The organism is Actinomadura madurae, assembly GCF_047130825.1.
GTDB lineage: Bacteria > Actinomycetota > Actinomycetes > Streptosporangiales > Streptosporangiaceae > Spirillospora > Spirillospora madurae.
Window position 1 is genome coordinate 9,230,231 of sequence record NZ_CP083237.1, and the last position, 24,130, is coordinate 9,254,360.

Genomic DNA, 24,130 nt, shown 5'->3' on the forward strand with positions numbered 1-24,130 from the left:
CAAGCGGAGCGGCGCGGTATTGACACTCTGCGGGTGGCCTCCGGCCCCTCCCGCGAACGAGACTTGTGCCATGTCGGAACACGCGAACCTGCTCCGGCGCCACCGGGCGGTCATGCCGTCGTGGATGGCGCTCAACTACCGGGACCCCATCGAGATCGTCGGCGGCAAGGGCAACCGCGTGACCGACGCCGAGGGCAACGTCTACCTCGACTTCTTCACCGGCATCCTGACCAACATGCTCGGCTACGACGTGCCCGAGGTCCGGGAGGCGGTGGAGCGGCAGATCGCGACGGGCGTCGTGCACACCTCCACCGCGTACCTGCTGCGCGGGCAGGTGGAGCTGGCCGAGAAGATCGCCCGGCTCTCCGGCATCCCGGACGCGAAGGTGTTCTTCGTCAACTCCGGAACGGAGGCCAACGAGGCGGCGCTGCTGCTCGCCGCGTACGCGCGGCGCAGCGACCAGGTCCTCGCGATGCGGCAGAGCTACCACGGCCGGTCGTTCGCCGCGACGGGCGTGACCGGCAACCGGGCCTGGACGAACCTGTCCTTCTCCCCGCTGGACGTCCACTTCCTGCACGGCGCCGACCGCCACCTCCCGCAGTTCGCGGGCATGTCGGACGAGCGGTACATCGACGCCTGCACGCAGGACCTGCGGCACGTGCTCGCCACCGCGACCGGCGGCGACGTCGCCGCGCTGATCGCCGAGCCGATCCAGGGCGTCGGCGGCTTCACGATGCCGCCCGACGGGCTGTTCGCCGCCTACAAGAGCGTCCTGGACGAGCACGGGATCCTGTTCGTCTCCGACGAGGTGCAGACCGGGTGGGGGCGGACGGGCCAGGGCTTCTGGGGGATCGACGACCACGGCGTGACCCCGGACGCGATGACGTTCGCCAAGGGCCTCGGGAACGGCTTCGCGGTCGGCGGCGTCGTCGCGCGCGGCGACCTCATGGACGGCCTGCACGCGGTCGGCATCTCCACGTTCGGCGGCAACCCGGTCTCGATGGCCGCGGCGAACGCGACGCTGGACCACATTCTCGACCACGATCTGCAGGCCAACGCGGCGCGGCAGGGCGCGACGATCATCGGCGGGCTGGCGGCGGCGGCCGGCCGGTTCCCGGTGGTCGCGGACGTCCGGGGCAAGGGCCTGATGTTCGCCGTCGAGCTCGCCGACCCGCGCACCGGCGAGCCGAGCCCGCCGCTCGCCGCCGCCCTCATGGAGGCGGCCCGCGAGAGGGGGCTGCTGGTCGGCAAGGGCGGCCTGTACGGCAACGTGGTCCGCATGGCGCCGCCGATGACCCTGACCGACGACGAGGCCGCCGAAGGCCTCGGCATCCTGATCGCGTCCCTCGAAGCACTTCCGGAGGAGTCCGTATGAGCCACCGCGTCGCACACTGGATCGGCGGGAAGCCCTTCGACGGGGAGCCCGGCCGGCAGGGCGACATCTACGAGCCCGCCACCGGACGCCTCGCCGGGGCGGTCGACCTCGCCGGGCGGCCGGAGGTCGACGCGGCCGTCGCAGCCGCGAAGGAGGCGTTCCCCGGCTGGCGGGACACCTCGCTCTCGCAGCGCACGAAGGTGCTGTTCGCGTTCCGCGAGCTGGTCGCCCGGCACCGCGACGAGCTGGCGCGGCTCATCTCCTCCGAGCACGGCAAGGTGGTCTCCGACGCGGCGGGCGAGGTGTCGCGCGGCCTGGAGGTCGTCGAGTTCGCCTGCGGCATCCCGCACCTGCTCAAGGGCGGCTTCTCCGAGAACGTCTCGTCGCGCGTCGACGCCTACTCCATCCTGCAGCCGCTCGGCGTGGCCGCCGGGATCACCCCGTTCAACTTCCCGGCGATGGTGCCGATGTGGATGTTCCCCGTGGCGATCGCGTGCGGGAACACCTTCGTGCTCAAGCCGTCGGAGAAGGACCCCTCGGCGTCGGTGCGGCTCGCCGAGCTGTGGGCCGAGGCGGGGCTGCCGGACGGCGTGTTCAACGTCCTGCACGGGGACAAGGCCGCGGTGGACGGGCTGCTGCACCATCCGGACGTCAAGGCGGTCAGCTTCGTCGGCTCCACCCCCATCGCGCGGTACATCTACGCGACGGCGGCGGCGAACGGCAAGCGGGTGCAGGCGCTCGGCGGCGCCAAGAACCACATGCTCGTGCTGCCGGACGCCGACCTCGACCTCGCCGCGGACGCCGCCGTGTCCGCCGGGTTCGGGTCGGCGGGGGAGCGGTGCATGGCGATCTCCGTCGTCGTGGCCGTGGACCCGGTCGGGGACGAGCTGACGGCGAAGATCCGCGAGCGGGTCGCCCGGCTCCGGATCGGCCCCGGCGACCATCCCGAGGCGGAGATGGGGCCGCTGGTGACCCGGGCGCACCGCGACAAGGTCGCCTCGTACCTGGACGGCGCCGTCGCGCAGGGCGCCACCCTCGCCGTCGACGGGCGCGACCCGGACGTGCTCGGCGGCGCGGGAGACGGCTTCTGGCTCGGCCCGGCCGTCCTCGACCACGTCACCCCGGACATGGACGCCTACAAGGACGAGATCTTCGGGCCGGTGCTGTCGGTCGCGCGGGCCGGCTCCTACGACGCCGCCATGGAGCTGATCTCCGCCAACCCGTACGGCAACGGAACGGCGATCTTCACCAACGACGGCGGGGCGGCGCGCCGCTTCCAGAACGAGGTGGAGGTCGGCATGGTCGGCGTCAACGTGCCCATCCCGGTCCCGATGGCCTACTACTCCTTCGGCGGCTGGAAGGACTCACTGTTCGGCGACAGTCACGCCCACGGGATGGAGGGCGTCCACTTCTACACGCGGACCAAGGCCGTCACCGCGCGCTGGGCCGATCCCAGCCACCGGGGCGTTGAGCTGGGATTTCCCGCCGGCGGCTGAGGTACGGGAGTTTCCTACCTCCGGCGTTTTTCGTCGTTGATTTTCGTCCGCCGTGCGCGGACGAATAATGGCTACACCCATTGACGGGGTCTGTGTCCGGCGACACAATCTGACTGTCTCAATTAATTGGGATGAATTCAAAAGTCAGGGTTGGCAGTCAGAAACACGGAGTCCAGGGGCCGCAGGGCCACGTGGGGCCGGAACGTGCAGGAGAGCCGCGCTATGACCGCAGGCGACCACGCCGCAGAGGTGGACGCCCTCGCAAGGCGATTCCCGGGCTGGACCATCTGGTTCGGCCTGTGCACCGGCCACTGGTGGGCGCTGCCGCCCAAGGACCGCGACGTCGGCGACTTCCTGGAGGCCGACACCCCGCAGCGGCTCATCGCACGGATCGAGGTGGTCAAGCACGCCGCTCCCAGGCGGCCGCCGGCCGGTGTGCCGGCATCCCCCGACGGCCCTCCGCGGCCGTCCCGCGACACCCGGCAGGACGTGCGGCGTCCCTCGAACCTCCTCCGTCTCGAGGGCGTCACACCGTCGCCGTTCGGCCGGGTACCGGTGATCGCGTGGCCAGGCAGCACCGCACGGTGATCCGCTGTTCCCCAACCTCGCCACGCCCGCCGGTGCCGCCGCGGTCCCGGGCAGGACGGCAGCCCGCGCCATATCCCTCTCCAGCAACCTCCGTGTATGGCGCGGACGCCAGCACCCGCCGTCTCCCGGGGCCCCGGCGGTTTCTCCGTTGAACGGCCGGCCGAAATGCGCCAGTAAACGGTACGGCAATGGCTATGGAGTTCTTACCTCCGGGAAAGTTTCGGCTGAACTCGCGAGTCGCGATCACCGGTAATTCCCGGTCGTACGACTCGAAGTCGGCGGGAAAAGCCGTGCCCCACCGGCGATAAATTCGCCGGCGGCCTCCGGAACGGACGGAATGGCGGCCGGACGGGCGCGGGCCCCGCCCGGTGCCGGGTGCGCGCCGCCCCGCGGCCCCGGAGACGCTACGCTGCGCCGACGGGCCCGTTCGCGAAGGGGGAGGGCCCTGGCACGGATCGGGAGCGAGATGCGGCTGACGGCCACGGCGCGGGTCTGGACGGCAGGGGCCCTGGTGGCGGCCACGGCGCTCGCCGCGGGGCTCGTCTCCTGCAGCGGGGACGAGGAGAGGCCGGCCGGGGTCGCCAAGGTGGCCGGCACCCTCGGGCCGGGCGAGGGGATGCTCAACCTGGTCGCGCTGCCCGGGTCCGTCGAGAGCGGCACCACCGACCCGCGCGTCGACTGGGCCACCCCGTTCCAGAAGCGCACCGGCTGCAAGGTCGGGCTGAAGACCGTCCAGACGCCCGAGGAGATGGCCGCCCTCATGCGCGACCCCGACCGCCGCTACGACGGCGTCGCGGCGCCGCCCGAGGTCGCCGGCCGGCTGATCGAGGAGAACCAGGTCGTCCCGGTCAACCCCGACCTCGTGGACGGCTACAAGAAGCTGGAGCCGAAGCTCCGCAAGCTGCTGGACCGCGGCGGCAAGCACTACGGCATCCCGTACGTGTGGGGCACCAACCTGCTCACCTACGACACCCGGACCGTGCCGCCGCCGGCGAGCTGGGCCGCGCTGTTCGACCCCGCCCAGGCCCGCCGGTACTCCGGCAGGCTGATCATGCGGGACAGCCCGCTCGCCATCGCCGAGGCGGCCCTCTACCTCAAGGGCGAGCGGCGCAAGCTGAAGATCCGCGACCCGTACTCGCTGACGCCGGCGCAGCTCGCCGCCGCCGGGCGCGTGCTGGCCGAGCAGCGCCCGTACGTCGGGGAGTACTGGGAGCTGCCGGCCGAGGCCGTCAGCGCGTTCGCCGGGGGGCGGGCCGTCCTCGGCCAGGCGTGGCCCTACCACGTGGACGTGCTGAACCGCGCGTCCCGTCCCGTCCAGGGCGTCATCCCGTCGGAGGGCGCGACCGGGTGGATGGACGCGTGGATGATCGGCGCCCGCGCCCAGCACCCCAACTGCATGTACCAGTGGCTCCAGTGGACGGCCTCGCCGGACGTCCAGCAGCAGGTCGCCGAGTGGACCGGGGTGGCGCCCGCCAACCCGCAGGCGTGCTCGGGCGATCGCCTCAGATCCGGGTTCTGCGCCGCCTACCACGTGGGCGACCGCGCCTACCTCGACAAGATCATCTTCGCGCACGCGCCGTCGAAGGCGTGCGGCGGGAAGAAGGACGAGGACGAGAAGGCGAGCTGCACGGACTATGCCGAGTGGACCCGCACCTGGCTCACGGCGACGCGGACGAAGGGCTGACGGCGGCCCCTAGGGGTCTCTCCGGCGCGTCCGGCCGCCCCCAGCCGGACGCGCCTGCGGGGTGGTCCCGGACTTCCCCCCGAACGCCCGGGTCACCCTTCTCCTTGGAGAGACCTCCATGACGGCGGCGGGCGCCGCCGTCCGCGCGGGCGGCGGCTCCCCGACCGGCCGCCCGGCGCCCGTGAGCTGCTCCCTGGGGCCCCGGCGTGCGCGGGATACCGGCGGGGCGGGTGCGCAGTCGTCGCACGCGAACACCCCGGACGAGTCCGGCAGGCGGCCGACGCGGACGCGCGGCCGGGGCCAGCTCTTGCGGCAGACGACGCACGCGTCGCCCAGGCGCTGGGCTCTGCTGAGCCCGCCCTGGTCGACGATCGGCTCGCCTGTCTGGCCCATGTCTCCATCCCCCGGCGGGAGTCGGCTTCACGTCACTCCTTTATAGGCGGGGGAGGGTGTGGTCACCGTTACCGAAGGTGAAAAGCGCGGCAAAGCATCCCGTGTCGCCGGGACGTCCAAGATCGGCTGAGCTATGCGCCGCCGGAGCCCCGCGGGCGGGGATCGCGGACCAGGGCTATGCGGTCATGGGCCGGGATCTTTGCCGTCCGTTGGTCGGCAGTTGCGTACAAAGGAGACATGTCGGCCTGGAACGTCGGTCTCCGGCGCCTCCGGCCGCACAGGCCCCGCCCCGTACGGGCGCGCGTGACGCTCGCGGTCACCGCACTCGGCTCCCTGCTGGTGGCCGTGGTGGCCCTGGCGGCCGTGGCGCTGGCCCTGCTGGCCGACGTCGGCCGCCCCGGAGTCCTCGCGGCGGTCATGGCGGTGCTGGCCGCGGCCGCCGCGGGCCTCGCCGGCCGGGGCGTCGCCCGCCTGGCCCGCGGGCTGCTCGAACCGGTACGCCGGCTCTGCCGGGAACTGCAGGACCTCGACGAGGCCGGCCTCGGCGAGCGGGTCGGCGTCCCGGCCACGGGCGACGACGCCGAGCGGCTGGCCGGCCAGGTCAACCACCTGCTCGGCCGGCTGGACGGCGCGGCCGCCCAGCGGCGCGCGTTCATCTCCGACGCCTCGCACGAGCTCCGCACGCCGATCACCGGCCTGCGGACCCGCATCGAGCTGGCCCTCGCCGCCCCCGAGGACGGGGACGTCGCCGAGACGCTGCGGTCCTCGCTCGCCGACATCGAACGCCTGCACCACATCGTGGACGACCTCCTCGTGCTCGCCCGCCTCGACGCCGGCGACGTCCCCGTCCGCGAGCGCATCGACCTCGGCGCGCTGGTGGAGTCGGAGGTCGCCCGGCGCTGCTCCGCCGTCCCGACGGCCGTCAAGGTGGAACCGGGGCTCATGGTGGTGGGCAACCGGCTGCGCCTCGGCCGCGTCGTCATCAACCTGCTCGCCAACGCCGAGCGCTACGCGGACGGGCGGATCGAGGTCGAGGCGCGCGCGGAAGGCGGGGACGCCGTCGTCGAGGTGCACGACGACGGCCCCGGCATCCCGCACGCCGAACGCGACCGCGTCTTCGAGCGCTTCGCCCGGCTGGACACGGCGCGCAGCCGCGACAAGGGCGGCAGCGGCCTCGGGCTCCCGATCGCCCGGCAGATCGCGATCGGCCACGGCGGGAGCCTGTACGTCGCCGACGGCACCTACGGCGCCCGCCTCGTCCTTCGGCTCCCGCTCGCCCGGTGACTCAGCGGAACGCGGCGACGGCGCCGGCCGCCCACTGCGCGAACGACCGCGCCGGGCGGCCGAGGACCCGCTGCACGTCCGGGCTGACCCGCCGCTCGGCTTCGGTGGGCTCGCCGAGGATGTCCAGGGTGCCGTCGACGACCGGCGCGGGCATGAACTCCAGCATCCGGGCCCTCGCCTCCTCTCGTGTCTGCTCGGTGAACGCCACCGGCTCGCCCAGCGCCTCGCCGATGATCCGCGCGCGGTCCCGCGGCGTGACCGGCGCCGGGCCCGTGAGCTCGTAGACGCGGCCGGCGTGCCCGCCCTCCCGCAGCACCGCGGCCGCGACCTCGGCGATGTCGGCCGGGTCGACGAACGGCAGCGCGACGCCGGCGAACGGCGCGGCGGCCGACCGGTGCGCGCGGACGGGCTCCGCCCACGCGTACGCGTTGCTGGCGAAGCCGCCCGGCCGCAGGATCGTCCAGTCGAGCCCCGACTCCCGGACGGCCTCCTCGAACGCCCTCAGCCGCGCGTGGGCGGGCGACTCCGGGCGCGTCCCCGCCCCCTGGGACGACAGCAGCACGACGTTCGCGACGCCGGAGGCCTTCACCACGTCGAGGACGTCGCGCGGGCCGGGGCCGGCAGGGGAGCCGAGCAGCGGCCCGGCGATGAGGAGGAAGAGGGCGTCCGCCCCGTCCAGGGCGGGCCGGAGGGTTTCGAGGTCGGCGAGGTCGGCCGCGCGGTGGCGGACGCCGTCCGGCAGATCGTCCGGGACGTGCCGGGACACGGCCGTCACGTCCTCGCCCGCCCCGGCCAGCGCCCGGACGAGCGGCCGTCCGACATTTCCCGTGGCACCCGTGACAACGATCATGAGTCACTCCGTATGAGCTGCGCTGACGCCGCCGCGGCGGCGCTGTCGCGGTGCGACCCGGCGAAGCTAGCATCCTCGATATAGTAGGTACCTAGAAGATAGTGACTACCCGGGAGGGCGCCGTGGGGACCGTGTGGAACGCGGAGGAGTTCGACGCCGAGCACGCCTGCCCGATCGCCCCTGTGGTCGACATCGTGTTCAGCCGGTGGACGACCCCGATCCTGTGGACGCTGCACGAGTACGGCCGGCAGCGGTTCGTCGAGCTGCAGCGCCGCATCGGCTCCATCACGCCGAAGGTGCTGACGCAGCGGCTCCGGCAGATGGAGCGCGACGGCCTCGTCGGCCGCACCTACCACCCCGAGGTGCCGCCGCGCGTCGAGTACGAGATCAGCGAGCTGGGGCGCAGCCTGGCGCCGCTGTTCGCCTCGCTCGCCGAGTGGTCCGCGGAGAACCTGGAGAAGGTGGAGCGGGCGCGGCGCGCCTACGACGCCACCGGGAGCTGAGCGGGCCGATGCCCGGCAGATGCCCGACAATGGAGCGGTGATGTCTGCACCCAGCCCCGACGCGACCGCCCGCGAGATCGCCGTCCTCGGCTCCACCGGCTCGATCGGCACCCAGGCGCTGGACGTGATCCGCCGCAACCCCGGCCGGTTCCGGGTGACCGGCCTCGCGGCGGGCGGCGGCCGGGTCGACCTGCTGGCCGCGCAGGCGCTGGAGTTCCGTCCCGAGATCGTCGCGGTGGCCAAGGCGTCCGCCGCGCAGGAGCTCCAGCTCGCCTTCTACGCCGAGGCGAAACGGCGCGGCTACGCCACCGGCGAGTACCCCATCCCCAAGATCGCGGCGGGGCCGGACGCGGTCGCCGAGGTCGCCGCGTGGCGGTGCGACGTGGTGCTGAACGGGGTGACCGGCGCCCTCGGCCTCGCCTCGACCCTCGCCGCGCTGGACGCGGGCCGGACGCTCGCCCTCGCCAACAAGGAGTCGCTCATCGTCGGCGGCCCCCTCGTCAAGGAGCGGGCGCGGCCGGGGCAGATCGTCCCCGTCGACTCCGAGCACTCGGCGCTCGCCCAGTGCCTGCGCGGCGGGCGCGCGGAGGAGGTGCGGCGGCTCGTGCTGACCGCGAGCGGCGGCCCGTTCCGCGGGCGCCGCCGCGCCGAGCTGGCCGAGGTCACCCCCGAGGAGGCGATGAACCACCCGACCTGGGACATGGGCCCGGTCATCACGATCAACTCCGCGACCCTCGTCAACAAGGGCCTGGAGGTCATCGAGGCGCACCTGCTCTTCGACGTCCCGATGGACCGGATCGAGGTCATGGTGCACCCGCAGTCGGTCATCCACTCGATGGTCGAGTTCACCGACGGCTCCACGCTCGCCCAGGCCAGCCCGCCCGACATGCGGCTGCCGATCGCGCTCGGGATCGACTGGCCGGACCGCGTCCCGGACGCCGCGCCCGGCGTCGACTGGACGAGGGCCCACACCTGGGAGCTGTCCCCGCTCGACGACGAGGCGTTCCCGGCCGTCGCGCTGGCGCGGCACGCCGGTGAGCTGGGCGGCACCGTCCCGGCGGTTTACAACGCCGCCAACGAGGAATGTGTGGACGCGTTCCGCGCCGGACGGCTCCCGTTCCTCGGGATAGTCGACACGATCGCGCGGGTAGTGGAGGAGCACGGTTCCGGAACCCCCGGAGACCTGTCGCTGGACGACGTCCTCGCGGCGGACGGATGGGCGCGGGCCCGGACCGCGGAACTGACCGGAACCGGCTGACCCGGGGCCCGCCTCGGGACCGACCCCGAGGAGACCCGATGGCCTTCGTCCTCGGCGCGGCGGCGTTCGTCGTCGCGCTGCTGGTGTCGGTGATGCTGCACGAGGGCGGGCACCTGCTGACCGCCAAGCGGTTCGGCATGAAGGCCACCCAGTACTTCGTGGGTTTCGGGCCGACCCTGTGGTCCACCCGGCGCGGCGAGACCGAGTACGGGGTGAAGGCGATCCCGCTGGGCGGCTTCGTCAAGATCGTCGGCTACACGCCGCTGGAGGAGATCGACCCCGCGGACCGCCCGCGCGCCTTCTACCGGCAGCCGGCCGGCCGCCGCGCGGTGGTCATCGTCGCCGGCGTCGTCGCCAACTTCGTGTTCGCGTTCCTGCTGCTGATGGTGATGGCCATGACGGTCGGCGTGCGCGAGCCCGGCACGGTGACCAGCACGGTCGAGGAGGTCACGCCCTGCGTGCCGGCCGCGATGACGAGCGACTGCGGCGGCGGCCGCCCGCCCTCCCCGGCGGCCCGGGCGGGGCTGCGCGCGGGCGACCGCGTCGTCTCCTTCGGCGGCACGCCCGTGTCCGACTGGGACGGCCTCACCAGGGCGATCGACGACGCGAAGCCGGGGGAGACGGTCCAGGTGGCGGTGCGGCGGCCGGGCGCGGCCCGGCCGGTGACGCTGCCCATCACCCTGGCGGACGTGGACGGGCGGCCGTTCGTCGGCATGTCCGCGAAGGTCGTCGGCGCCGGGTACGAGCGGACCGGCCCGCTGAACGCGGCCGTGTTCGCCGGACGCGGCATCGGCCGGACCCTCGCCGGGATCGGCGAGGTCGTGGTGGACCTGCCGGCGGCCGTGCCGAAGCTGTTCACGCCCGAGCGGGAGAGCACGCCGGGCGGCCAGGTCGGCAGCGTGGTCGGCGCCACCGACGTGTCCGGGCAGATCTTCTCCTCCGACAGCTCCGCGCGTGACAAGCTCGCCCTGTACCTGTCGCTGGTCGTGTCGGTGAACATCTTCCTCGGCGCGCTGAACGTCCTGCCCCTGCTGCCGCTGGACGGCGGGCACCTCGCGGTCGTCGGGTACGAGCGGGCGCGCGCCGGCGTCAACCGGATCCGGGGGCGGCCGGATCCGGGCACCGTCGACATGACCCGGCTGCTGCCCTTGACATACCTGGCCGTCCTGGTGCTCGTGGGGTTCGGGGTGCTGCTGATCCTCGCCGACCTGTTCAATCCGCTCCGGCTACCGGAGTGACCCAAAATGTTCACGTTGCGGGGTCAAATGCTCACAGTGATATGTGCCGCGCGGCGTCAACACAGCGGCGCGGGGCGCCTAGGCTTTGTACGGGGCCGCAAGCCAGAGGAGAGGGATGAGCGTTTCACTGGGAATTCCGAGCGTCCGCGGCGCAGGCGACGGGCAGGGGGCGCCGGATCCGATCGCGCCCCGCCGCGCATCCCGGCAGATCATGGTCGGGAACGTTCCGGTCGGGGGCGACGCGCCGGTGTCGGTGCAGTCCATGACCACCACGCTCACCGCCGACGTGAACGCCACGCTCCAGCAGATCGCGGAGCTGACCGCGTCCGGGTGCCAGATCGTCCGGGTCGCCGTGCCGTCGCAGGACGACGCCGAGGCGCTGCCGGCGATCGCGCGCAAGTCGCCGATCCCCGTCATCGCCGACATCCACTTCCAGCCCAAGTACGTGTTCGCGGCGATCGACGCGGGCTGCGCGGCCGTCCGGGTCAACCCCGGCAACATCAAGAAGTTCGACGACAAGGTCGGCGAGATCGCGCGCGCCGCCAAGGACGCGGGCGTGCCGATCCGGATCGGGGTGAACGCCGGCTCGCTCGACAAGCGGCTGCTGGAGAAGCACGGCAGGGCCACCCCCGACGCACTGGTGGAGTCGGCACTGTGGGAGTGCTCGCTGTTCGAGGAGCACGACTTCCGCGACATCAAGATCTCCGTCAAGCACAACGACCCGGTCGTGATGATCGAGGCGTACCGGAAGCTGGCGGCGGCCTGCGACTACCCGCTGCACCTCGGCGTCACCGAGGCGGGCCCGGCGTTCCAGGGCACGATCAAGTCGGCGGTCGCGTTCGGCGCGCTGCTCGCCGAGGGCATCGGCGACACGATCCGGGTGTCGCTGTCGGCGCCGCCGGTCGAGGAGGTCAAGGTCGGCGCGGCGATCCTGGAGTCGCTCGGGCTGCGCACCCGCGGCCTGGAGATCGTGTCCTGCCCGTCCTGCGGGCGCGCGCAGGTGGACGTCTACTCGCTCGCCGAGCAGGTCACCGCCGGGCTGAAGGACTTCCCCGTCCCGCTGCGCGTCGCGGTGATGGGCTGCGTGGTGAACGGGCCGGGCGAGGCCCGGGAGGCCGACCTCGGCGTCGCCTCCGGCAACGGCAAGGGCCAGATCTTCGTGAAGGGGCAGGTCGTCAAGACCGTCCCCGAGTCGCAGATCGTCGAGACGCTGATCGAGGAGGCGATGCGGATCGCCGACGAGATGGGGATCGAGATCGGCGAGGACGGCTCGGTCTCCGGGCCGGGCGCCGACGTGGTGGTCGGCTGATCTCACCGATGCGCTGACGCCGCAGCGTCCGAAGGGCCCCGGGTGTGAATGCGACCCGGGGCCCTTTCGCGTGCCCGGGGACCGCGGATCGTGATCCCGGATCCGGAACGATCCAGCATGTCACGGAGTTCCGCTGATCTTGTCACGATTCGGCATCCACTCTGATCAGGACCTGTCGAGCCGGATGCCCGAACCGCAACAATCTTCACTCATTTACCCGTATGTCTGACTCAACCGGAGTCGGCACGATAGGGGGATATGTGAAGAGGATCGTTGTCGTGGCCGCGGTGGCCGGGCTCGGTCTCACCGGCCTCGGCGCCACAAGCGCGCAGGCCGAGGGTCCATCCGCCGGAACGGCCGGAGGCTTCAACCCCGCCGCGCTCAAGTGGCACGCCTGCCCCACCGACTTCGTCCAGACGGTGCACGACCTCTACGACGCCCTGTACCCGGTCTCCAAGATCGTGCAGTGCGCCGAGCTGTCGGTGCCCCTGGACTACGCCAAGCCGCGGGGCAAGAAGATCACGCTCCAGCTCACGAAAACGCCGCACACCGGCGAGGGCAAGGCGAAGGGCGACATCGTCGTCAACCCGGGTGGCCCCGGGGGCGGCGGCGCGCTCTTCGGGCCGCGCGTGTTCGCGCAGAACTCCGCCCCGATGCGCGAGGCCTACAACGTCATCGGGTTCGACCCGCGCGGCGTCGGCATGAGCGTCCCCGCGCTGAGCTGCGACCCCACCTACACCAACGCCCCGAGGCCCGACTACGGCACCGGCGACCGCAAGTCCGTCGCCACCTGGCTGAAGCTGTCCAAGGGCTACGCGGACGACTGCGGCGAGGCCGACAAGATCGGGCTGCTGGACCACGTCAAGACCATCGACTCGGTGAACGACGTGGAGTCGATCCGCAAGGCGCTCGGAGGCGACAAGCTCGACTACTACGGCGCCTCCTACGGCACCTACCTCGGCTCGGCCTACGCCACCGTGTACCCGAAGAACGTCGACAAGATGGTCCTCGACGGCAACGTCGGCCCGTCCGGCGTCTGGTACGAGGCCAACCTCAACCAGGACGTCGCCTTCGACAAGAACATCGAGTACTACTTCGGCTGGATCGCCAAGTACGACTCGGTGTACCACCTGGGCGCGACGCAGAAGAAGGTGCGGAGCTTCTTCTACGACCTGCGCGGCAAGCTCAAGAAGAAGCCGGTCTACTACACCGATCCCGACAGCGGGCAGCAGCTCGCCGTCGGTCCGGACGAGCTGACCGACGTGATCCTGAACGCCGCCTACCGCCGCAGCCAGGCCGTCTGGCACGGCTACGCCGCCGGCCTCGCCGCCCACAAGACCGGCGACACCGCCACCTTCGTCGGGACGTTCGGCTCCCCGACGTCCGGCGAGACCGACGACAACGGCTACGCGATGTACGCCGCGACCGAGTGCACCGACGCCCAGTGGCCGCAGAGCTGGGGCAAGTGGTGGCGGGACAACACGCGGATCAACCGCAAGCACCCGTTCATGACGTGGAGCAACGCCTGGTTCAACGCGCCCTGCCTGTTCTGGCCCGCCAAGGCCGGCAAGCCGGTGAACATCGGCCACACGCGCGACCTGCCGAAGAACATCCTGATGTTCCAGTCGACCGCCGACGCGGCCACCCCGTACGAGGGCGCGCTGGAGCTCCAGCGCCGGCTCAAGGGATCGCGCCTGGTCGTCCAGGACGGTGACCGCACGCACTGCATCGTCCACCGCGGTTCCGCCGAGGTGGACGCCTACTTCGACGCCTACTTCCTGCGGGGAGAGCGTCCGGAGCAGCGCACGGTGCACGTCCCGCAGCTCGGTGACCCGACCCCGCCGTCGTCGGCGACCGCCAGGACGCTGAACGGCCCGGGTTCGCAGAAGGCCGCGCGCCTGAAGGCCGACGTCATCCGCTGAGGCCCGGCCGCCAGGCCGTCCGCACAGGGCCGCCCGCGCGGGCCCCGGGGAGCGATCCCCGGGGCCCGGCGCGGACGGCGAACCGATTCGCAGTACGCATCCGCAACGCATCGGCGTCGCTCCCCCCTCCGGCCCGTGTCGGGCGTCCGGAGCCGCCGATCTGAGGGGGTCACGTGAAGAGAACCATCCTCGTCGCGACCGCGCTGGTCGTGACGGCAGGCGGGGCGGGCGTCGCCGTCTCCGCGAGCGCGGACACCGGCCCCGCCGGTGCCGCCGAGGGCATCGCCTGGGGCAAGTGCGAGGTCAGCGGCCCCGACGACCCGATGAACCAGGCCGAGTGCGCCCAGGTCGAGGTCCCCCTCGACCACTCCCGGCCCGGCGGGCGCAAGATCTCCATCGCGGTGTCGCGCTTCAAGCACACCGACGAGAAGAACTACCAGGGCGTCCTGTTCGTGAACCCGGGCGGGCCGGGCGGGTCCGGGCTGGCGTACTCGCCGGCCCTCGCCCGCTGGATCGGCGGCACCGGGCACGCCGACGTCGCGGCCAAGTACGACATCATCGGGTTCGACCCGCGCGGTGTCGGCTCCAGCGAGCCCGCGCTGAGCTGCGACCCGAACTACTCCGACCCGATCCGCCCGGACTACAACCCGGCGTCGTGGAAGGAGGAGAAGGCCTGGATCGCCAAGTCGAAGAAGTACGCGCAGGACTGCGCGAAGAAGTTCGGCTGGCTGCTGCCGCACATGCGCACCACCGACGCCGCGCGCGACGTCGACGCGATCCGCGCCGCCCTCGGCCAGCAGAAGATCAGCTGGTACGGCTTCTCCTACGGCACCTACTTCGGCGCCACCTACGCCACGCTGTTCCCCAACCGCGTGAACCGGATGGTGCTGGACGGCAACGTCAACCCGAAGACGGTCTGGTACGACGCCCAGCTCGAACAGGACAAGGCGTTCGAGGCCAACATGAAGGCCTGGTGGGCCTGGATCGCGAAGTACGACTCGGTCTACCACCTCGGCACGACCGAGAAGGCCGTCGAGGCGAAGTACTACGCCGTCCGCACGGCGGCGAAGAAGGCGCCCATCGGCGGCAAGATCGGCCCGGACGAGCTGGACGACATCGTCCTGTCCGCCGGCTACAACACGGGCTTCTACATCCCGTTCGCGCAGGCGCTCTCGGCGTGGGCCAACGACAAGGACCCCGCCGGCCTTCTCGACTGGCTCAGCCCCGGCGGCGACGACAACGGCTTCGCCGTCTACAACGCCGTCCAGGCCGCCGACGCCAAGTGGCCGCGCAACTGGAGCAAGTGGCACCGCGACGCCGTGAAGCTCTACGAGCAGGGCTACCGGTTCAACACCTGGAGCAACGTCTGGTTCAACGCCCCCGTCGCCTTCTGGCCGTTCTCGGGCGGTCCGGAGTTCAGGCTGAAGGGCGCCAAGGGCCTGCCGGGCATGCTGCTCGTCCAGTCCACGAAGGACGCGGCGACGCCGGTCGCGGGCGGCCTGGAGATGCACAAGGTCTTCCCGTCCTCCCGGCTGGTGTTCGAGGTCGGCGGCAAGACCCACGCCAACACGCTCAACGGCAACGTGTGCCTGGACGACAAGGTCGCCGCGTACCTCGACACCGGTGCCCTGCCGGCGGGCCACCGCGGCCCGGACGCCTACTGCAAGGCCGTTCCGGAGCTGAACGATCCGGACCCGACCGCCATGACCGCGAAGGCGGCCCGCGCCGCCGCGGGCAAGGACCTCCCGGTCGGACGCCCGTAGCACGCGGGTAGCGGTGGCACGCGGGTAGCACACCGCCTGCGGCGTGCCCGGCTCCGTCCCCCACGCAGGGCGGAGCCGGGCACGCCGCGTTCGTTTCCGCCGGTTGCGGCCGGAATCGCGCGATGTGGGAGTTCGCGCAGTTCAGGGCCTCGCGCCTGTAGAAATCGAAGGTGCTGAACGACGCTGGAAAGAAGGCCGCCGCCGGGACGGCCGCCACCGCACTCACGCTCGGAGTCGCCGTTCTGGGGCCGCCCGCCGCCGCCCGGACCGCGCCCCGTCCCGAGCCGAGGCCCGCCGGCCTCGCGTGGAAGCCCTGCCCCGCCAAGGACCCGGTGGAGGGCACCCGGCTCAAAGGACTGGAGTGCGCCTCCCTCAGCGTGCCGCTCGACCACGCGCGGCCCAGGGGCGAGCACATCACCCTCGCGCTGACCCGCGCCCGGCACACCGCCCGCACGTACAAGGGCGTGGTGCTGCTCAACCGCGGCGGGCCCGGCGCGCACGGACGCGACCTGTCCGGCTTCTTCTCCCGCAGGCTCCCGAAGCAGGTCGCCGCGTCCTACGACTGGATCGGCTTCGACCCGCGCGGCGTCGGCGCGAGCAAACCGGCGCTGATCTGCGACCCGGGCTACCAGAACCCGGGCCGGGCACGTTCCGACACCATCCCCGCGAACGCCGCGGAGGAGCGGGCCTGGACCGCCAGGGCCAAGGCCTACGCCGGCGACTGCGCCCGCAAGTACCGCGGGATCCTGCCGCACATGGGCACCGCCGACCTCGTGCGCGACATGGACGCGATCCGCGCCGCCCTCGGCCAGAAGAAGATCGGCTATTTCGGGTACTCGTACGGCAGCTACCTCGGCGCGGTGTACGCGACGATGTTCCCCGGGCGGGTCCGCCGCATGGTGCTCGACAGCGTCGTCCGGCCGAGCGGCGTCTGGTACGGCAACAACCTCGACCAGAACGTCGCGTTCGAGAAGAGCATCCGCGCGTACTTCGCCTGGATCGCCCGGCACCACGACGTGTACCGGCTCGGGAGGACCGAGCGGAAGGTCGCCGCCTCCTACGCGAAGGCGCGGGCCGCGCTCAAGGCCCGGCCCGTCGACGGGAAGATCGGCCCGTCCGAGCTGGACGACGTGTTCCTCGCCGACGGCTACGGCGAGCACTCCTGGGCGTCGCACGCGAGCGCCCTGTCCGCGTTCGTCGTCCGGCACGACCCCGGGCCGCTGCGCAAGGCGTGGCAGCCGCCGGGGCGGCTCGACCAGAACAACTACACCGTCTACGTCGCGGTCGAGTGCCGCGACGCGCCCTGGCCGCGCGACTGGGCCCGCTGGCACGCCGACAGCCGGCGCCTCTTCAGCCAGGGCTACCGGTTCGAGACGTGGAGCAACACCTGGTACAACGCGCCCTGCGCCTTCTGGCCGGTGCCGGGCGGGCCGCCGCCGCGGGTGAAGGGCGCCTCTTCGCTGCCGCCGATCCTGCTCGTCCAGGGCAGTGAGGACGCGGCGACCCCCTACCGGGGCGCGCTGGAGATGCACCGCAGGCTCCCCACGTCCAGGCTGCTGGTGCAGACCGGCGGGCGCGACCACGGCGTCACGCTGGGCGGGGACGAGTGCGTCGACGGGGCCGTCGCCGGCTACCTCGCCACCGGCCGGGTCCCCGCCTCCCGGCCCGGCCCCGACGCGAGGTGCGCGCGCGGGCCCGCGCCCGAGCCCGCGAAGCGCGGGACGGCGCGGGAGACCGGGCGGGTGGTGGCCACCCACCCGTGACCCGGCGCCGGATCGGAGCGCGACCGGAGCCGGTGGGGGTACGCGGCCCCTGGACGACATAGGCTTGTCCACGTGGAGCTTTCAGTGGTGAGGGCCGAACGGGGGCCGCGCCCGTCCAGGGGCCGGTAGCCGTGCGCATGCTGGGCTCGGTGCCGGTGCGCGTGCTGGACGACCGGCACCGGGCGGAGGCCCTCGCGATCCTGGACGCCGACCCGGTGTCCAACGTGTTCGTCAGCTCCCGCGTGCACGCCGCGGGACTCGACCCGCGCCGGCTCGGCGCCCAGATGTGGGGCTACCTGCGCGACGGGCGGCTCGTCTCGCTGTGCTACTCCGGCGCGAATCTCATCCCGGTCGCGGCCGGCCCCGAGGCGGTCCGCGCGTTCGCCGAGCGCGCCCAGGCCCAGGGGCGGCGCTGCTCGTCCATCGTCGGGCCCGTGGACGCGGTCGGCGATCTGTGGGAGATCCTCGCGCCCTACTGGGGGCCGGCCAGGGCCGTCCGCGCCGTCCAGCCGGTGATGGCCACCTCCGCGGTCCCCGCCGTGCCCGCCGACCCGCGGGTGCGGCGCGTCCGGATGGAGGAGTTCGACATCGTCTACCCGGCCTGCGTGGCGATGTTCACCGAGGAGGTCGGGGTGTCGCCGAACGCCGGCGACGGGGGAGTGCTCTACCGCGCCCGCGTCGCCGAGCTGATCCGCGACGGCCGCGCGTTCGCCCGCATCGAGGACGGCCGCGTCATGTTCAAGGCCGAGGTCGGCGCCGTCACCCCGCGGGCCTGCCAGGTGCAGGGCGTGTGGGTGCCGCCGGACCTGCGCGGCCGGGGCCTGTCGGAGACCGGGATGTCGGCGGTGGTGCGGGAGGCGCTGCGCACCATCGCGCCGACCGTGTCGCTGTACGTCAACGACTACAACACGCGGGCGCGGGCGGCCTACCGGCGGGTCGGCTTCACCGAACTCGGCTCGTTCACGTCGATCCTGTTCTGATGTCTTCTGATTTGTCGCTGCGTGCCTGATCTGCCCGGTTTCCTGAATCGATCTTGCGGGGCGGGTACCATCCGGCCGTGGAGTTCGCCGGCGCGTTGCGGCAGGCCGTCCAGGCGAGCGGGCTGACCCTCGACCGGATCCGCCACCGGCTCGGCACGCAGGGCCTGACGGTCAGCGTCGCCACGCTCAGCTACTGGCAGCGGGGCCGCAGCCGCCCGCGGTCGCGCACCGTCGTCGTCGCCCTGGAAGAGATCCTCCAGGTGCCGCCCGGCGGCCTCACCGAGCTGCTGGACGACCCGGCGGCCGAGGCCGTCGCGGTCCGCGGGGCGCGCGCCGGGCCCGCGCCGAGCCGGGCCGCCACCGGGGAGAGGGGCCGCACGGTCCGGGACCTGTGGTCCGACCCCGAGCGCTACGCCGGCCTCGTCGGCCAGCTCGACCGGTCGGGCGACCACCGGCTCGAACGGCTCAGCATCCACGACGTCTACCGGCTGGACGAGGCCCGCCGCTGCTGGACGCTGTCGGTGCGCACCGTCCTGCGCGCCGCGGGCGACGACGTCGACCGCGTCGTCTGCGTCCACCAGACGGGAGACCGCTCCCGCGCGGAGGGCGAGCCGGACGACGGGGCGGCCCGCCTCGGAGGCCTGCGGTACTGCCGGCCCGGCCGGGTCCGCGCCGAGGGCGGGCTGGTGGCGTTCGAGCTGGTCTTCGACCGGGTGCTGTCGGCGGGCGACACCGCGGTCGTCGAGTACGAGCTCGGGCGGGTCGCGCAGCCCCCGTGCGACAGCTACGACCGGCGGTTCTCCCATCCCGTCCACGACTACGTGGCGATCGTCCAGTTCGCCGGCGACCGGCTCCCGGCGCGCTGCTACGGCTTCACCGCCGAGACCTCCGCCGCCCCGCGGCGGCGGCTCGGCGAGCTGTGGATCGGCACGTCCGGCAGCGCCAACATCGCGGTCGGCGCCGTCCGGCGCGGCATCGTCGGGATCGAGTGGGAATGGCACTGATGTCGCAGCTCGCCTGTTGGCAACCGGCCCCCGGGGCCTTACAGTGAGCGCGGTAACAGCAATCGCAGGAGTCAAGGCCGTCGCGCGGGGGCCGGCCGGAGCCGATCCGGAGGCCGGAAAGTGCAGAGTGTCGCAGAGGACGATCTCCTACAGGTCCTCCAGTACGGTCCGTTCAACGTCGCCCTTCACGCCGCCATCCAGGCCCGCGGGCTGAGCCTCGACTCGCTGCGGCGCCGCCTGGAGGAGCAGGGCATCGCCGTCAGCCTGTCCACGCTGAGCTACTGGCAGCGCGGCCGGACCAGGCCCGAGCGCGCCGACTCGCTGCGCGCCGTCCGCGGTCTGGAGACCATCCTCGAACTGCCGCGCCATTCGCTGCTGACGCTGCTGCGGCCGGTGGCCGAACGCCCCGCGGGCACGTGGCGGCCGGTCGAGGAGCTGTGCCCGGAGCCGGGCGTGCGCGACCTGCTCGACGAGATCGGCGACCGCGGCGAACGGCAGCTCACCGGGCTCAGCATGCACGACCAGTACATCCTCGGCCGCCGCCGCGAGCTGCGCGAGGTGCGGGTCCGCGCGGTGTTCCAGGCCCAGCAGCGCGGCGCCGACCGCTGGACCGCCGTCTACCACCATCCGCAGGGCGTCCTGCCGTCGTCGCGCACCGTGCGCGGCTGCCGGTTCGGCCGGGTCCGGATGGACGAGTCCAGCGGCCTGATCGCCGCCGAGCTGCTCTTCGACCGGGCGCTCGGCCGCGGCGAGACCTACCTGGTGGAGTTCGGCTTCGGGTTCGACGGGACGGGCCCGCCGGTGACCGAGGAGGGGCGCGGTTTCCGCGCCCCCCAGCACGAGTACCTCATCGAGGTCCGGTTCCATCCGGCGGCGCTGCCCGCCCGCTGCTACCGGACGTGGCGGCCCGACGGCCACACCGCGCTCAAGGACACCGCCGACCTGCGCCTGTCGAGCTACCACAGCGTCCACTTCATCGAGTTCGGCATGGCCGCCGGGTACCACGGCATCCGCTGGGAGTGGACGTGACCGGACCCCGGCCGGCGGCTACCTGACGAGCAGGTCGAGAAGCCGGTCGAGCTCGGCGGCCGGATCCTCGGTGAGGCCGGCGTGCACCGGCCCCGGCTGGACGATCGTGCTGCGCGGCGCGGTGAGCCAGCGGAACCTCGCGCCCGGCGCCTCCGCCGCCGCCTGGCCGGCGCGCTCGCCGCCGCGGCAGAGCGCGTCCACGCCCCGGAGCGCGGCGCGGACGCCGTCGAGGTTCAGCGCCGGGTCCAGGACGAGCAGGCGCTTCTCGTCCAGGTGCGTGCGGCACCCCAGGTAGTCGAGGGCACGGCAGTACACCACCACGCCCACGTTCATGGCCTCGCCCCGCTCGACGCGCGGGACGACGCGCAGCGCGGCGTACTCGAACACCGTCGGCTCGGCGGCCGTCCTGATGTTGGTCCTCACCCGGTCGCCGCTCATGGGGCACCGCCGAGCCAGTCGGGGCGGTTCCGGCCGCGCCGCGCGGAGGTGTCCGGGCGGCGGCCGCCGACGTCCAGGTCGGGCAGCCAGTCGCGCGGCTTGCCGGCGCGCGGGAGCAGGATGTCGAGGTAGGCGTCGCGGAGCGAGCGCGGGCTCTCGAAGCCGGGCTCGCCCTCCAGCCAGCGGTCGGGCACCAGCTCGATCACCTCGCGCAGCAGCCCTTCGGTGATCTTCGGGGCGAGCTCGGCCTCGGCGTCCCGCAGCGCGGTCGCGTACGGGGTCAGGACGTGGTCGTCGACGTCGTACGGGCCGGAGAACAGCCGCGCCGCGTTCGTCCACGCGTGGTGGAAGATGAGGCTCGCGCCGTGGTCGATGAGCCACACGTCGCCGTGCCAGACGAGCATGTTGGGGTTGCGCCAGCTCCGGTCCACGTTGCCGATGAACGCGTCGAACCACAGCACCCGCGAGGCGAAGCCGGGGTCGGGCGTCCAGCCGAGCGGGTCGAAGCCGAGCGACCCCGGGAGGAAGTCGACGCCGAGGTTCCAGCCGGGGCTGGCCTTGAGCAGGTCCTGCACGTCGGGGTCGGGCTCGTGCCGCCCGATCGCCGGGTCGAGGTCGATGAGCACCTGGTCGGGCACCCGCAGGCCGAGCCCGCGCGCCAGCTCACCGGCGATCACCTCGGCGATCAGCGCCTTGCGCCCCTGCCCGGCCCCGTGGAACTTCATCACGTAGGTGCCGAGATCGTCGGCCTCGACGACGCCCGGCAGCGAACCGCCCTCGCGCAGCGGCGTCACGTATCGGATGGCGGTCACATGTGGCAACACGGCGCAACGCTACCGGGTGGGCCTCCGGCCGGGATAATCGGTTTCATGGGCGTTGAGCTGGTCGACCTGTCGGTCCCGGTCGTGTCGGGCATGCCGGTCTATCCGGGCGACCCGGAGGTGGAGGCCGTGCCCGCGCTCACCGTCGCCGGCTCGGGGGTGAACGTCCTGCGCCTGCACATGGGCTCGCAGACCGGCACCCACGTGGACGCTCCGTTCCACATCGACGACGCCCTGCCGAAGCTGGACGAGGTGCCGCTGGAGCGCTTCACCGGCCCGGCGGTGGTGATGGACGTCCGGGGGCTGCCGCCCCGCACGCCGATACCGCCGGACGCCGTCCCGCCCGGCCTCGCGCCCGGTGACGTCCTGCTCATCGCGACCGGCTGGCCGGAGCACTGGGGGACCGACGGCTATCTGGCCCATCCCTACCCCGCGCCGGAGACCGCGGAGGCGATCGCCGCCGCCGGGGTCCGGACGGTCGGCATCGACGCCCTCAGCGTCGACCGCACCCCGCCGCCCGGCTCCGATGACTTCTCCCTGGCGGCCCACCGGGTCCTGTGCGGGGCCGGCGCCGTGATCGCGGAGAACCTCACCGGCCTGGACCGGCTCGTCGACGCCCAGGCCGCGGGCCGCGCGATCGACGTCTCCCTCTTCCCCCTCGCGCTGGCGGGAGCCGACGGCGCCCCCGTCCGGGCCGTGGCCCGCGTCGGCGAGCGCGCCGCGCCCGGCTGAGCCGGACCCCATACTGGGAGCCGGGCGACGGAGGGCGGGAACGCGTGCGGGTGGAATGGGCGACGGACCAGGGGAGCCCCGAGCGGCTCAACGAGGACTTCGTGGCCGCGGCGGCGGGTGCGGTCGTGGTCCTCGACGGGTGCGGGCTGCCGCTCGGCACCGACCTCGGGTGCGTGCACGGGACCGCCTGGTACGCGCGGTCGCTCGGCACCCGGCTGCTCGCGCGGATGCTGGACGGCGCCGGACCGCCGGCCGGCTCGCCGGTGGGCCCGCCCGAGGGCGCGCACCGTCCCGGCACGCGCCCGCTGGTGGCGCGGCTCGCCGGCGCGATCGCGGACGTGGCCGCCGCCCACCGGCTGAGCTGCGATCTGCGCGTCCCCACGACACCGGCGGCGACCGTGCTGGCGCTGCGGCTGCGCGGCGGGCTGGTCGACTACCTGGTGCTGGCCGACTCGACCGTCCTGCTGGAGGGCGGGGACGGGGTGCGGGAGATCACCGGCGGCACCTCCTACGCCGCGGCCGATCCCGCCGTCGCCGGCGCCGCGGTCACCGGCACCGTCCCGGCGGCCGAGCTGCGCCGCGCGGTCCTGCTGACCGACGGCGCGACCCGGCTCGCCGACATGTTCGGCGCCACCGACTGGGCCGGCCTGGCCGCGCTGGCGGCGGACCCGGGGCCCGCCGCCTTGATCGGGCGGACGCGGGAGATCGAGCGGACCGACCCGCGGGCCGCCCGCTGGCCGCGGAACAAGGTCCACGACGACGCGACGGTGGCCGTGTGCGAGTTCGGCCGCTGAGCGGGACCGCCGCGAGCGCCCGCCGGGCGGCGCCGTAGGGTGCCCGCGACCCCTGGGAGAGGAGCGGCATGCGGCTCGGGATCACGATGTTCGCGACCGACCGGACCATGGCTCCGCACGAGCTGGCGGTGGAGGCGGAGCGCCGCGGGTTCGCCTCGCTCTACGTCCCCGAGCACACCCACATCCCGGTGGCCCGTGAGACCGCGCCGCCGACGGGCGCCGAGAGCCTGCCCGAGGAGTACGCCCGCACGCTCGACCCGCTGGTCTCGCTCGCCGCCGCGGCCGTCACGACCGAGCGGATCACGCTGGGCACCGGCATCCTGCTGCCCGCGCAGCGCGACCCGATCGTCACGGCCAAGGCCGTCGCCACCCTCGACCGGCTCGCGCCCGGACGGGTCGCGCTCGGCGTCGGCTACGGATGGAACGCCGAGGAGGGCGCCGGCCACGGCGTCCGCTGGAAGCGGCGGCGGGCCATGGCGCGCGAGCACGTCCTCGCCATGCGGGCCCTGTGGACGGACGACGAGGCGTCCTTCGCGGGCGAGTTCGTGCGCTTCGACGCGAGCTGGTCGTGGCCCAAGCCGTCCCGCCGGATCCCCGTGCTCCTCGGCGGCGCGGCCGGGCCCACGCTGTTCGCGCACCTCGCCGAGTACGGGGACGGATGGCTGCCGATCGGCGGCGCCGGCATCCGCGAGGCGCTGCCCGCCCTGCGCCGCGCCTGCGCGGAGGCGGGGCGGGACCCCGTGCCGGTGATCCCGTTCGGGACGCTGCCGACCCCGGAGAAGCTCGCCTACTACGCTTCGCTCGGGATCGAGGAGGTCGTGCTGCGGGTCCCCGGCGGCGGCCGCGACACCGTCCTGCCGGTCCTGGACGGGTACGCGCGCTCGTATCTGTGAGCCCCGGCCCAGG

General features: G+C 73.3%; 22 protein-coding genes. 18 read left to right on the top strand and 4 right to left on the bottom strand.

Going from position 1 to position 24,130, the window contains the following annotated elements:
- Positions 1-70 precede the first annotated feature (70 nt).
- The 4 genes from K8Z49_RS43235 (at position 71) to K8Z49_RS43250 (ending at position 5,143) form a co-directional block, all read left to right on the top strand.
- Positions 71-1,375 carry an aspartate aminotransferase family protein gene (locus K8Z49_RS43235; RefSeq protein WP_075019657.1) on the top strand — a complete coding sequence of 435 codons (1,305 nt, stop codon included), beginning with the start codon at positions 71-73 and terminating at the stop codon, positions 1,373-1,375.
- Entirely contained in the window at positions 1,372-2,871 is a 1,500-nt protein-coding gene (locus K8Z49_RS43240; RefSeq protein ID WP_021599368.1) for a CoA-acylating methylmalonate-semialdehyde dehydrogenase, read from the top strand. The genes K8Z49_RS43235 and K8Z49_RS43240 overlap by 4 nt, the downstream gene beginning before the upstream one ends.
- A gap of 222 nt (positions 2,872-3,093) precedes the next feature.
- The gene (locus K8Z49_RS43245; protein WP_021599367.1) at positions 3,094-3,459 is read left to right on the top strand and encodes a hypothetical protein; all 366 of its coding nucleotides are present in this window, start codon (positions 3,094-3,096) and stop codon (positions 3,457-3,459) included.
- A gap of 466 nt (positions 3,460-3,925) precedes the next feature.
- Positions 3,926-5,143: an ABC transporter substrate-binding protein gene (locus K8Z49_RS43250; RefSeq protein ID WP_021599366.1), complete on the top strand. Its 1,218-nt coding sequence runs from the start codon at positions 3,926-3,928 to the stop codon at positions 5,141-5,143.
- 9 nt (positions 5,144-5,152) lie between these two features.
- Here K8Z49_RS43250 and K8Z49_RS43255 read toward each other — a convergent pair whose 3' ends face one another.
- A complete protein-coding gene (locus tag K8Z49_RS43255) occupies positions 5,153-5,536 on the bottom strand; it encodes a hypothetical protein (RefSeq protein WP_412516870.1) in 384 nt (127 codons plus the stop codon).
- A gap of 237 nt (positions 5,537-5,773) precedes the next feature.
- Here K8Z49_RS43255 and K8Z49_RS43260 point away from each other — a divergent pair, with 237 nt between their 5' ends.
- Positions 5,774-6,820: a sensor histidine kinase gene (locus K8Z49_RS43260; protein WP_412516871.1), complete on the top strand. Its 1,047-nt coding sequence runs from the start codon at positions 5,774-5,776 to the stop codon at positions 6,818-6,820.
- A 1-nt stretch (position 6,821) separates the two neighbouring features.
- Here K8Z49_RS43260 and K8Z49_RS43265 read toward each other — a convergent pair whose 3' ends face one another.
- Positions 6,822-7,670 carry an NAD(P)H-binding protein gene (locus K8Z49_RS43265; protein ID WP_412516872.1) on the bottom strand — a complete coding sequence of 283 codons (849 nt, stop codon included), beginning with the start codon at positions 7,668-7,670 and terminating at the stop codon, positions 6,822-6,824.
- A gap of 122 nt (positions 7,671-7,792) precedes the next feature.
- Here K8Z49_RS43265 and K8Z49_RS43270 point away from each other — a divergent pair, with 122 nt between their 5' ends.
- The 10 genes from K8Z49_RS43270 to K8Z49_RS43315 all read left to right on the top strand — a co-directional run bounded on the left by K8Z49_RS43270 (position 7,793) and on the right by K8Z49_RS43315 (position 20,439).
- Positions 7,793-8,173 carry a winged helix-turn-helix transcriptional regulator gene (locus K8Z49_RS43270; protein ID WP_220126896.1) on the top strand — a complete coding sequence of 127 codons (381 nt, stop codon included), beginning with the start codon at positions 7,793-7,795 and terminating at the stop codon, positions 8,171-8,173.
- Between the two features lie 40 nt (positions 8,174-8,213).
- Positions 8,214-9,431 (top strand): 1-deoxy-D-xylulose-5-phosphate reductoisomerase, encoded by a 1,218-nt coding sequence (gene dxr, locus K8Z49_RS43275; RefSeq protein ID WP_021596336.1) that lies wholly within the window; start codon positions 8,214-8,216, stop codon positions 9,429-9,431.
- A 38-nt stretch (positions 9,432-9,469) separates the two neighbouring features.
- Entirely contained in the window at positions 9,470-10,669 is a 1,200-nt protein-coding gene (locus K8Z49_RS43280; protein WP_021596337.1) for a M50 family metallopeptidase, read from the top strand.
- 115 nt (positions 10,670-10,784) lie between these two features.
- The gene (gene ispG / locus K8Z49_RS43285; protein ID WP_021596338.1) at positions 10,785-11,978 is read left to right on the top strand and encodes a flavodoxin-dependent (E)-4-hydroxy-3-methylbut-2-enyl-diphosphate synthase; all 1,194 of its coding nucleotides are present in this window, start codon (positions 10,785-10,787) and stop codon (positions 11,976-11,978) included.
- 260 nt (positions 11,979-12,238) lie between these two features.
- The gene (locus K8Z49_RS43290) at positions 12,239-13,900 is read left to right on the top strand and encodes an alpha/beta hydrolase (RefSeq protein WP_024936590.1); all 1,662 of its coding nucleotides are present in this window, start codon (positions 12,239-12,241) and stop codon (positions 13,898-13,900) included.
- Between the two features lie 173 nt (positions 13,901-14,073).
- Positions 14,074-15,663 carry an alpha/beta hydrolase gene (locus tag K8Z49_RS43295; protein WP_021596340.1) on the top strand — a complete coding sequence of 530 codons (1,590 nt, stop codon included), beginning with the start codon at positions 14,074-14,076 and terminating at the stop codon, positions 15,661-15,663.
- A gap of 170 nt (positions 15,664-15,833) precedes the next feature.
- Positions 15,834-17,426, top strand: coding sequence for an alpha/beta hydrolase (locus tag K8Z49_RS43300; RefSeq protein ID WP_412516873.1), 1,593 nt, complete (start codon positions 15,834-15,836; stop codon positions 17,424-17,426).
- A 137-nt stretch (positions 17,427-17,563) separates the two neighbouring features.
- On the top strand, positions 17,564-18,406 hold the full coding sequence (locus tag K8Z49_RS43305) for a GNAT family N-acetyltransferase (RefSeq protein ID WP_024936782.1): 843 nt from the start codon (positions 17,564-17,566) through the stop codon (positions 18,404-18,406).
- A gap of 77 nt (positions 18,407-18,483) precedes the next feature.
- Positions 18,484-19,410, top strand: coding sequence for a helix-turn-helix domain-containing protein (locus K8Z49_RS43310; protein WP_075019661.1), 927 nt, complete (start codon positions 18,484-18,486; stop codon positions 19,408-19,410).
- A gap of 120 nt (positions 19,411-19,530) precedes the next feature.
- The gene (locus K8Z49_RS43315; RefSeq protein WP_075019662.1) at positions 19,531-20,439 is read left to right on the top strand and encodes a hypothetical protein; all 909 of its coding nucleotides are present in this window, start codon (positions 19,531-19,533) and stop codon (positions 20,437-20,439) included.
- Positions 20,440-20,457: 18 nt separating this feature from the next.
- On the opposite strand, the gene K8Z49_RS43320 is transcribed toward K8Z49_RS43315, so the two are convergent.
- Both K8Z49_RS43320 and K8Z49_RS43325 read right to left on the bottom strand, forming a co-directional pair.
- Complete coding sequence (locus tag K8Z49_RS43320) at positions 20,458-20,877, bottom strand: DUF3037 domain-containing protein (protein WP_021596345.1); 420 nt, start codon at positions 20,875-20,877, stop codon at positions 20,458-20,460.
- On the bottom strand, positions 20,874-21,701 hold the full coding sequence (locus tag K8Z49_RS43325) for a HipA family kinase (protein WP_024936784.1): 828 nt from the start codon (positions 21,699-21,701) through the stop codon (positions 20,874-20,876). The genes K8Z49_RS43320 and K8Z49_RS43325 overlap by 4 nt, the downstream gene beginning before the upstream one ends.
- A 45-nt stretch (positions 21,702-21,746) precedes the next feature.
- Between K8Z49_RS43325 and K8Z49_RS43330 the strand changes: the two genes are divergently transcribed.
- From K8Z49_RS43330 to K8Z49_RS43340, 3 genes are all read left to right on the top strand, one after another.
- Positions 21,747-22,430 (top strand): cyclase family protein, encoded by a 684-nt coding sequence (locus tag K8Z49_RS43330; RefSeq protein WP_111833572.1) that lies wholly within the window; start codon positions 21,747-21,749, stop codon positions 22,428-22,430.
- Positions 22,431-22,474: 44 nt separating this feature from the next.
- Complete coding sequence (locus K8Z49_RS43335) at positions 22,475-23,224, top strand: hypothetical protein (RefSeq protein WP_412516874.1); 750 nt, start codon at positions 22,475-22,477, stop codon at positions 23,222-23,224.
- Between the two features lie 68 nt (positions 23,225-23,292).
- On the top strand, positions 23,293-24,117 hold the full coding sequence (locus K8Z49_RS43340) for an LLM class F420-dependent oxidoreductase (protein ID WP_021600323.1): 825 nt from the start codon (positions 23,293-23,295) through the stop codon (positions 24,115-24,117).
- Positions 24,118-24,130: the final 13 nt, after the last annotated feature.

Coding starts and splice junctions, on each gene's coding strand:
- K8Z49_RS43255 (WP_412516870.1), bottom strand. CDS start 5,536: ATGGGCCAGACAGGCGAGCCGATCGTCGACCAGGGCGGGCTCAGCAGA.
- K8Z49_RS43330 (WP_111833572.1), top strand. CDS start 21,747: ATGGGCGTTGAGCTGGTCGACCTGTCGGTCCCGGTCGTGTCGGGCATG.
- K8Z49_RS43320 (WP_021596345.1), bottom strand. CDS start 20,877: ATGAGCGGCGACCGGGTGAGGACCAACATCAGGACGGCCGCCGAGCCG.
- K8Z49_RS43260 (WP_412516871.1), top strand. CDS start 5,774: ATGTCGGCCTGGAACGTCGGTCTCCGGCGCCTCCGGCCGCACAGGCCC.
- K8Z49_RS43280 (WP_021596337.1), top strand. CDS start 9,470: ATGGCCTTCGTCCTCGGCGCGGCGGCGTTCGTCGTCGCGCTGCTGGTG.
- dxr (WP_021596336.1), top strand. CDS start 8,214: ATGTCTGCACCCAGCCCCGACGCGACCGCCCGCGAGATCGCCGTCCTC.
- K8Z49_RS43235 (WP_075019657.1), top strand. CDS start 71: ATGTCGGAACACGCGAACCTGCTCCGGCGCCACCGGGCGGTCATGCCG.
- K8Z49_RS43265 (WP_412516872.1), bottom strand. CDS start 7,670: ATGATCGTTGTCACGGGTGCCACGGGAAATGTCGGACGGCCGCTCGTC.
- K8Z49_RS43340 (WP_021600323.1), top strand. CDS start 23,293: ATGCGGCTCGGGATCACGATGTTCGCGACCGACCGGACCATGGCTCCG.
- K8Z49_RS43240 (WP_021599368.1), top strand. CDS start 1,372: ATGAGCCACCGCGTCGCACACTGGATCGGCGGGAAGCCCTTCGACGGG.
- K8Z49_RS43245 (WP_021599367.1), top strand. CDS start 3,094: ATGACCGCAGGCGACCACGCCGCAGAGGTGGACGCCCTCGCAAGGCGA.
- K8Z49_RS43250 (WP_021599366.1), top strand. CDS start 3,926: ATGCGGCTGACGGCCACGGCGCGGGTCTGGACGGCAGGGGCCCTGGTG.
- K8Z49_RS43305 (WP_024936782.1), top strand. CDS start 17,564: ATGCTGGGCTCGGTGCCGGTGCGCGTGCTGGACGACCGGCACCGGGCG.
- ispG (WP_021596338.1), top strand. CDS start 10,785: ATGAGCGTTTCACTGGGAATTCCGAGCGTCCGCGGCGCAGGCGACGGG.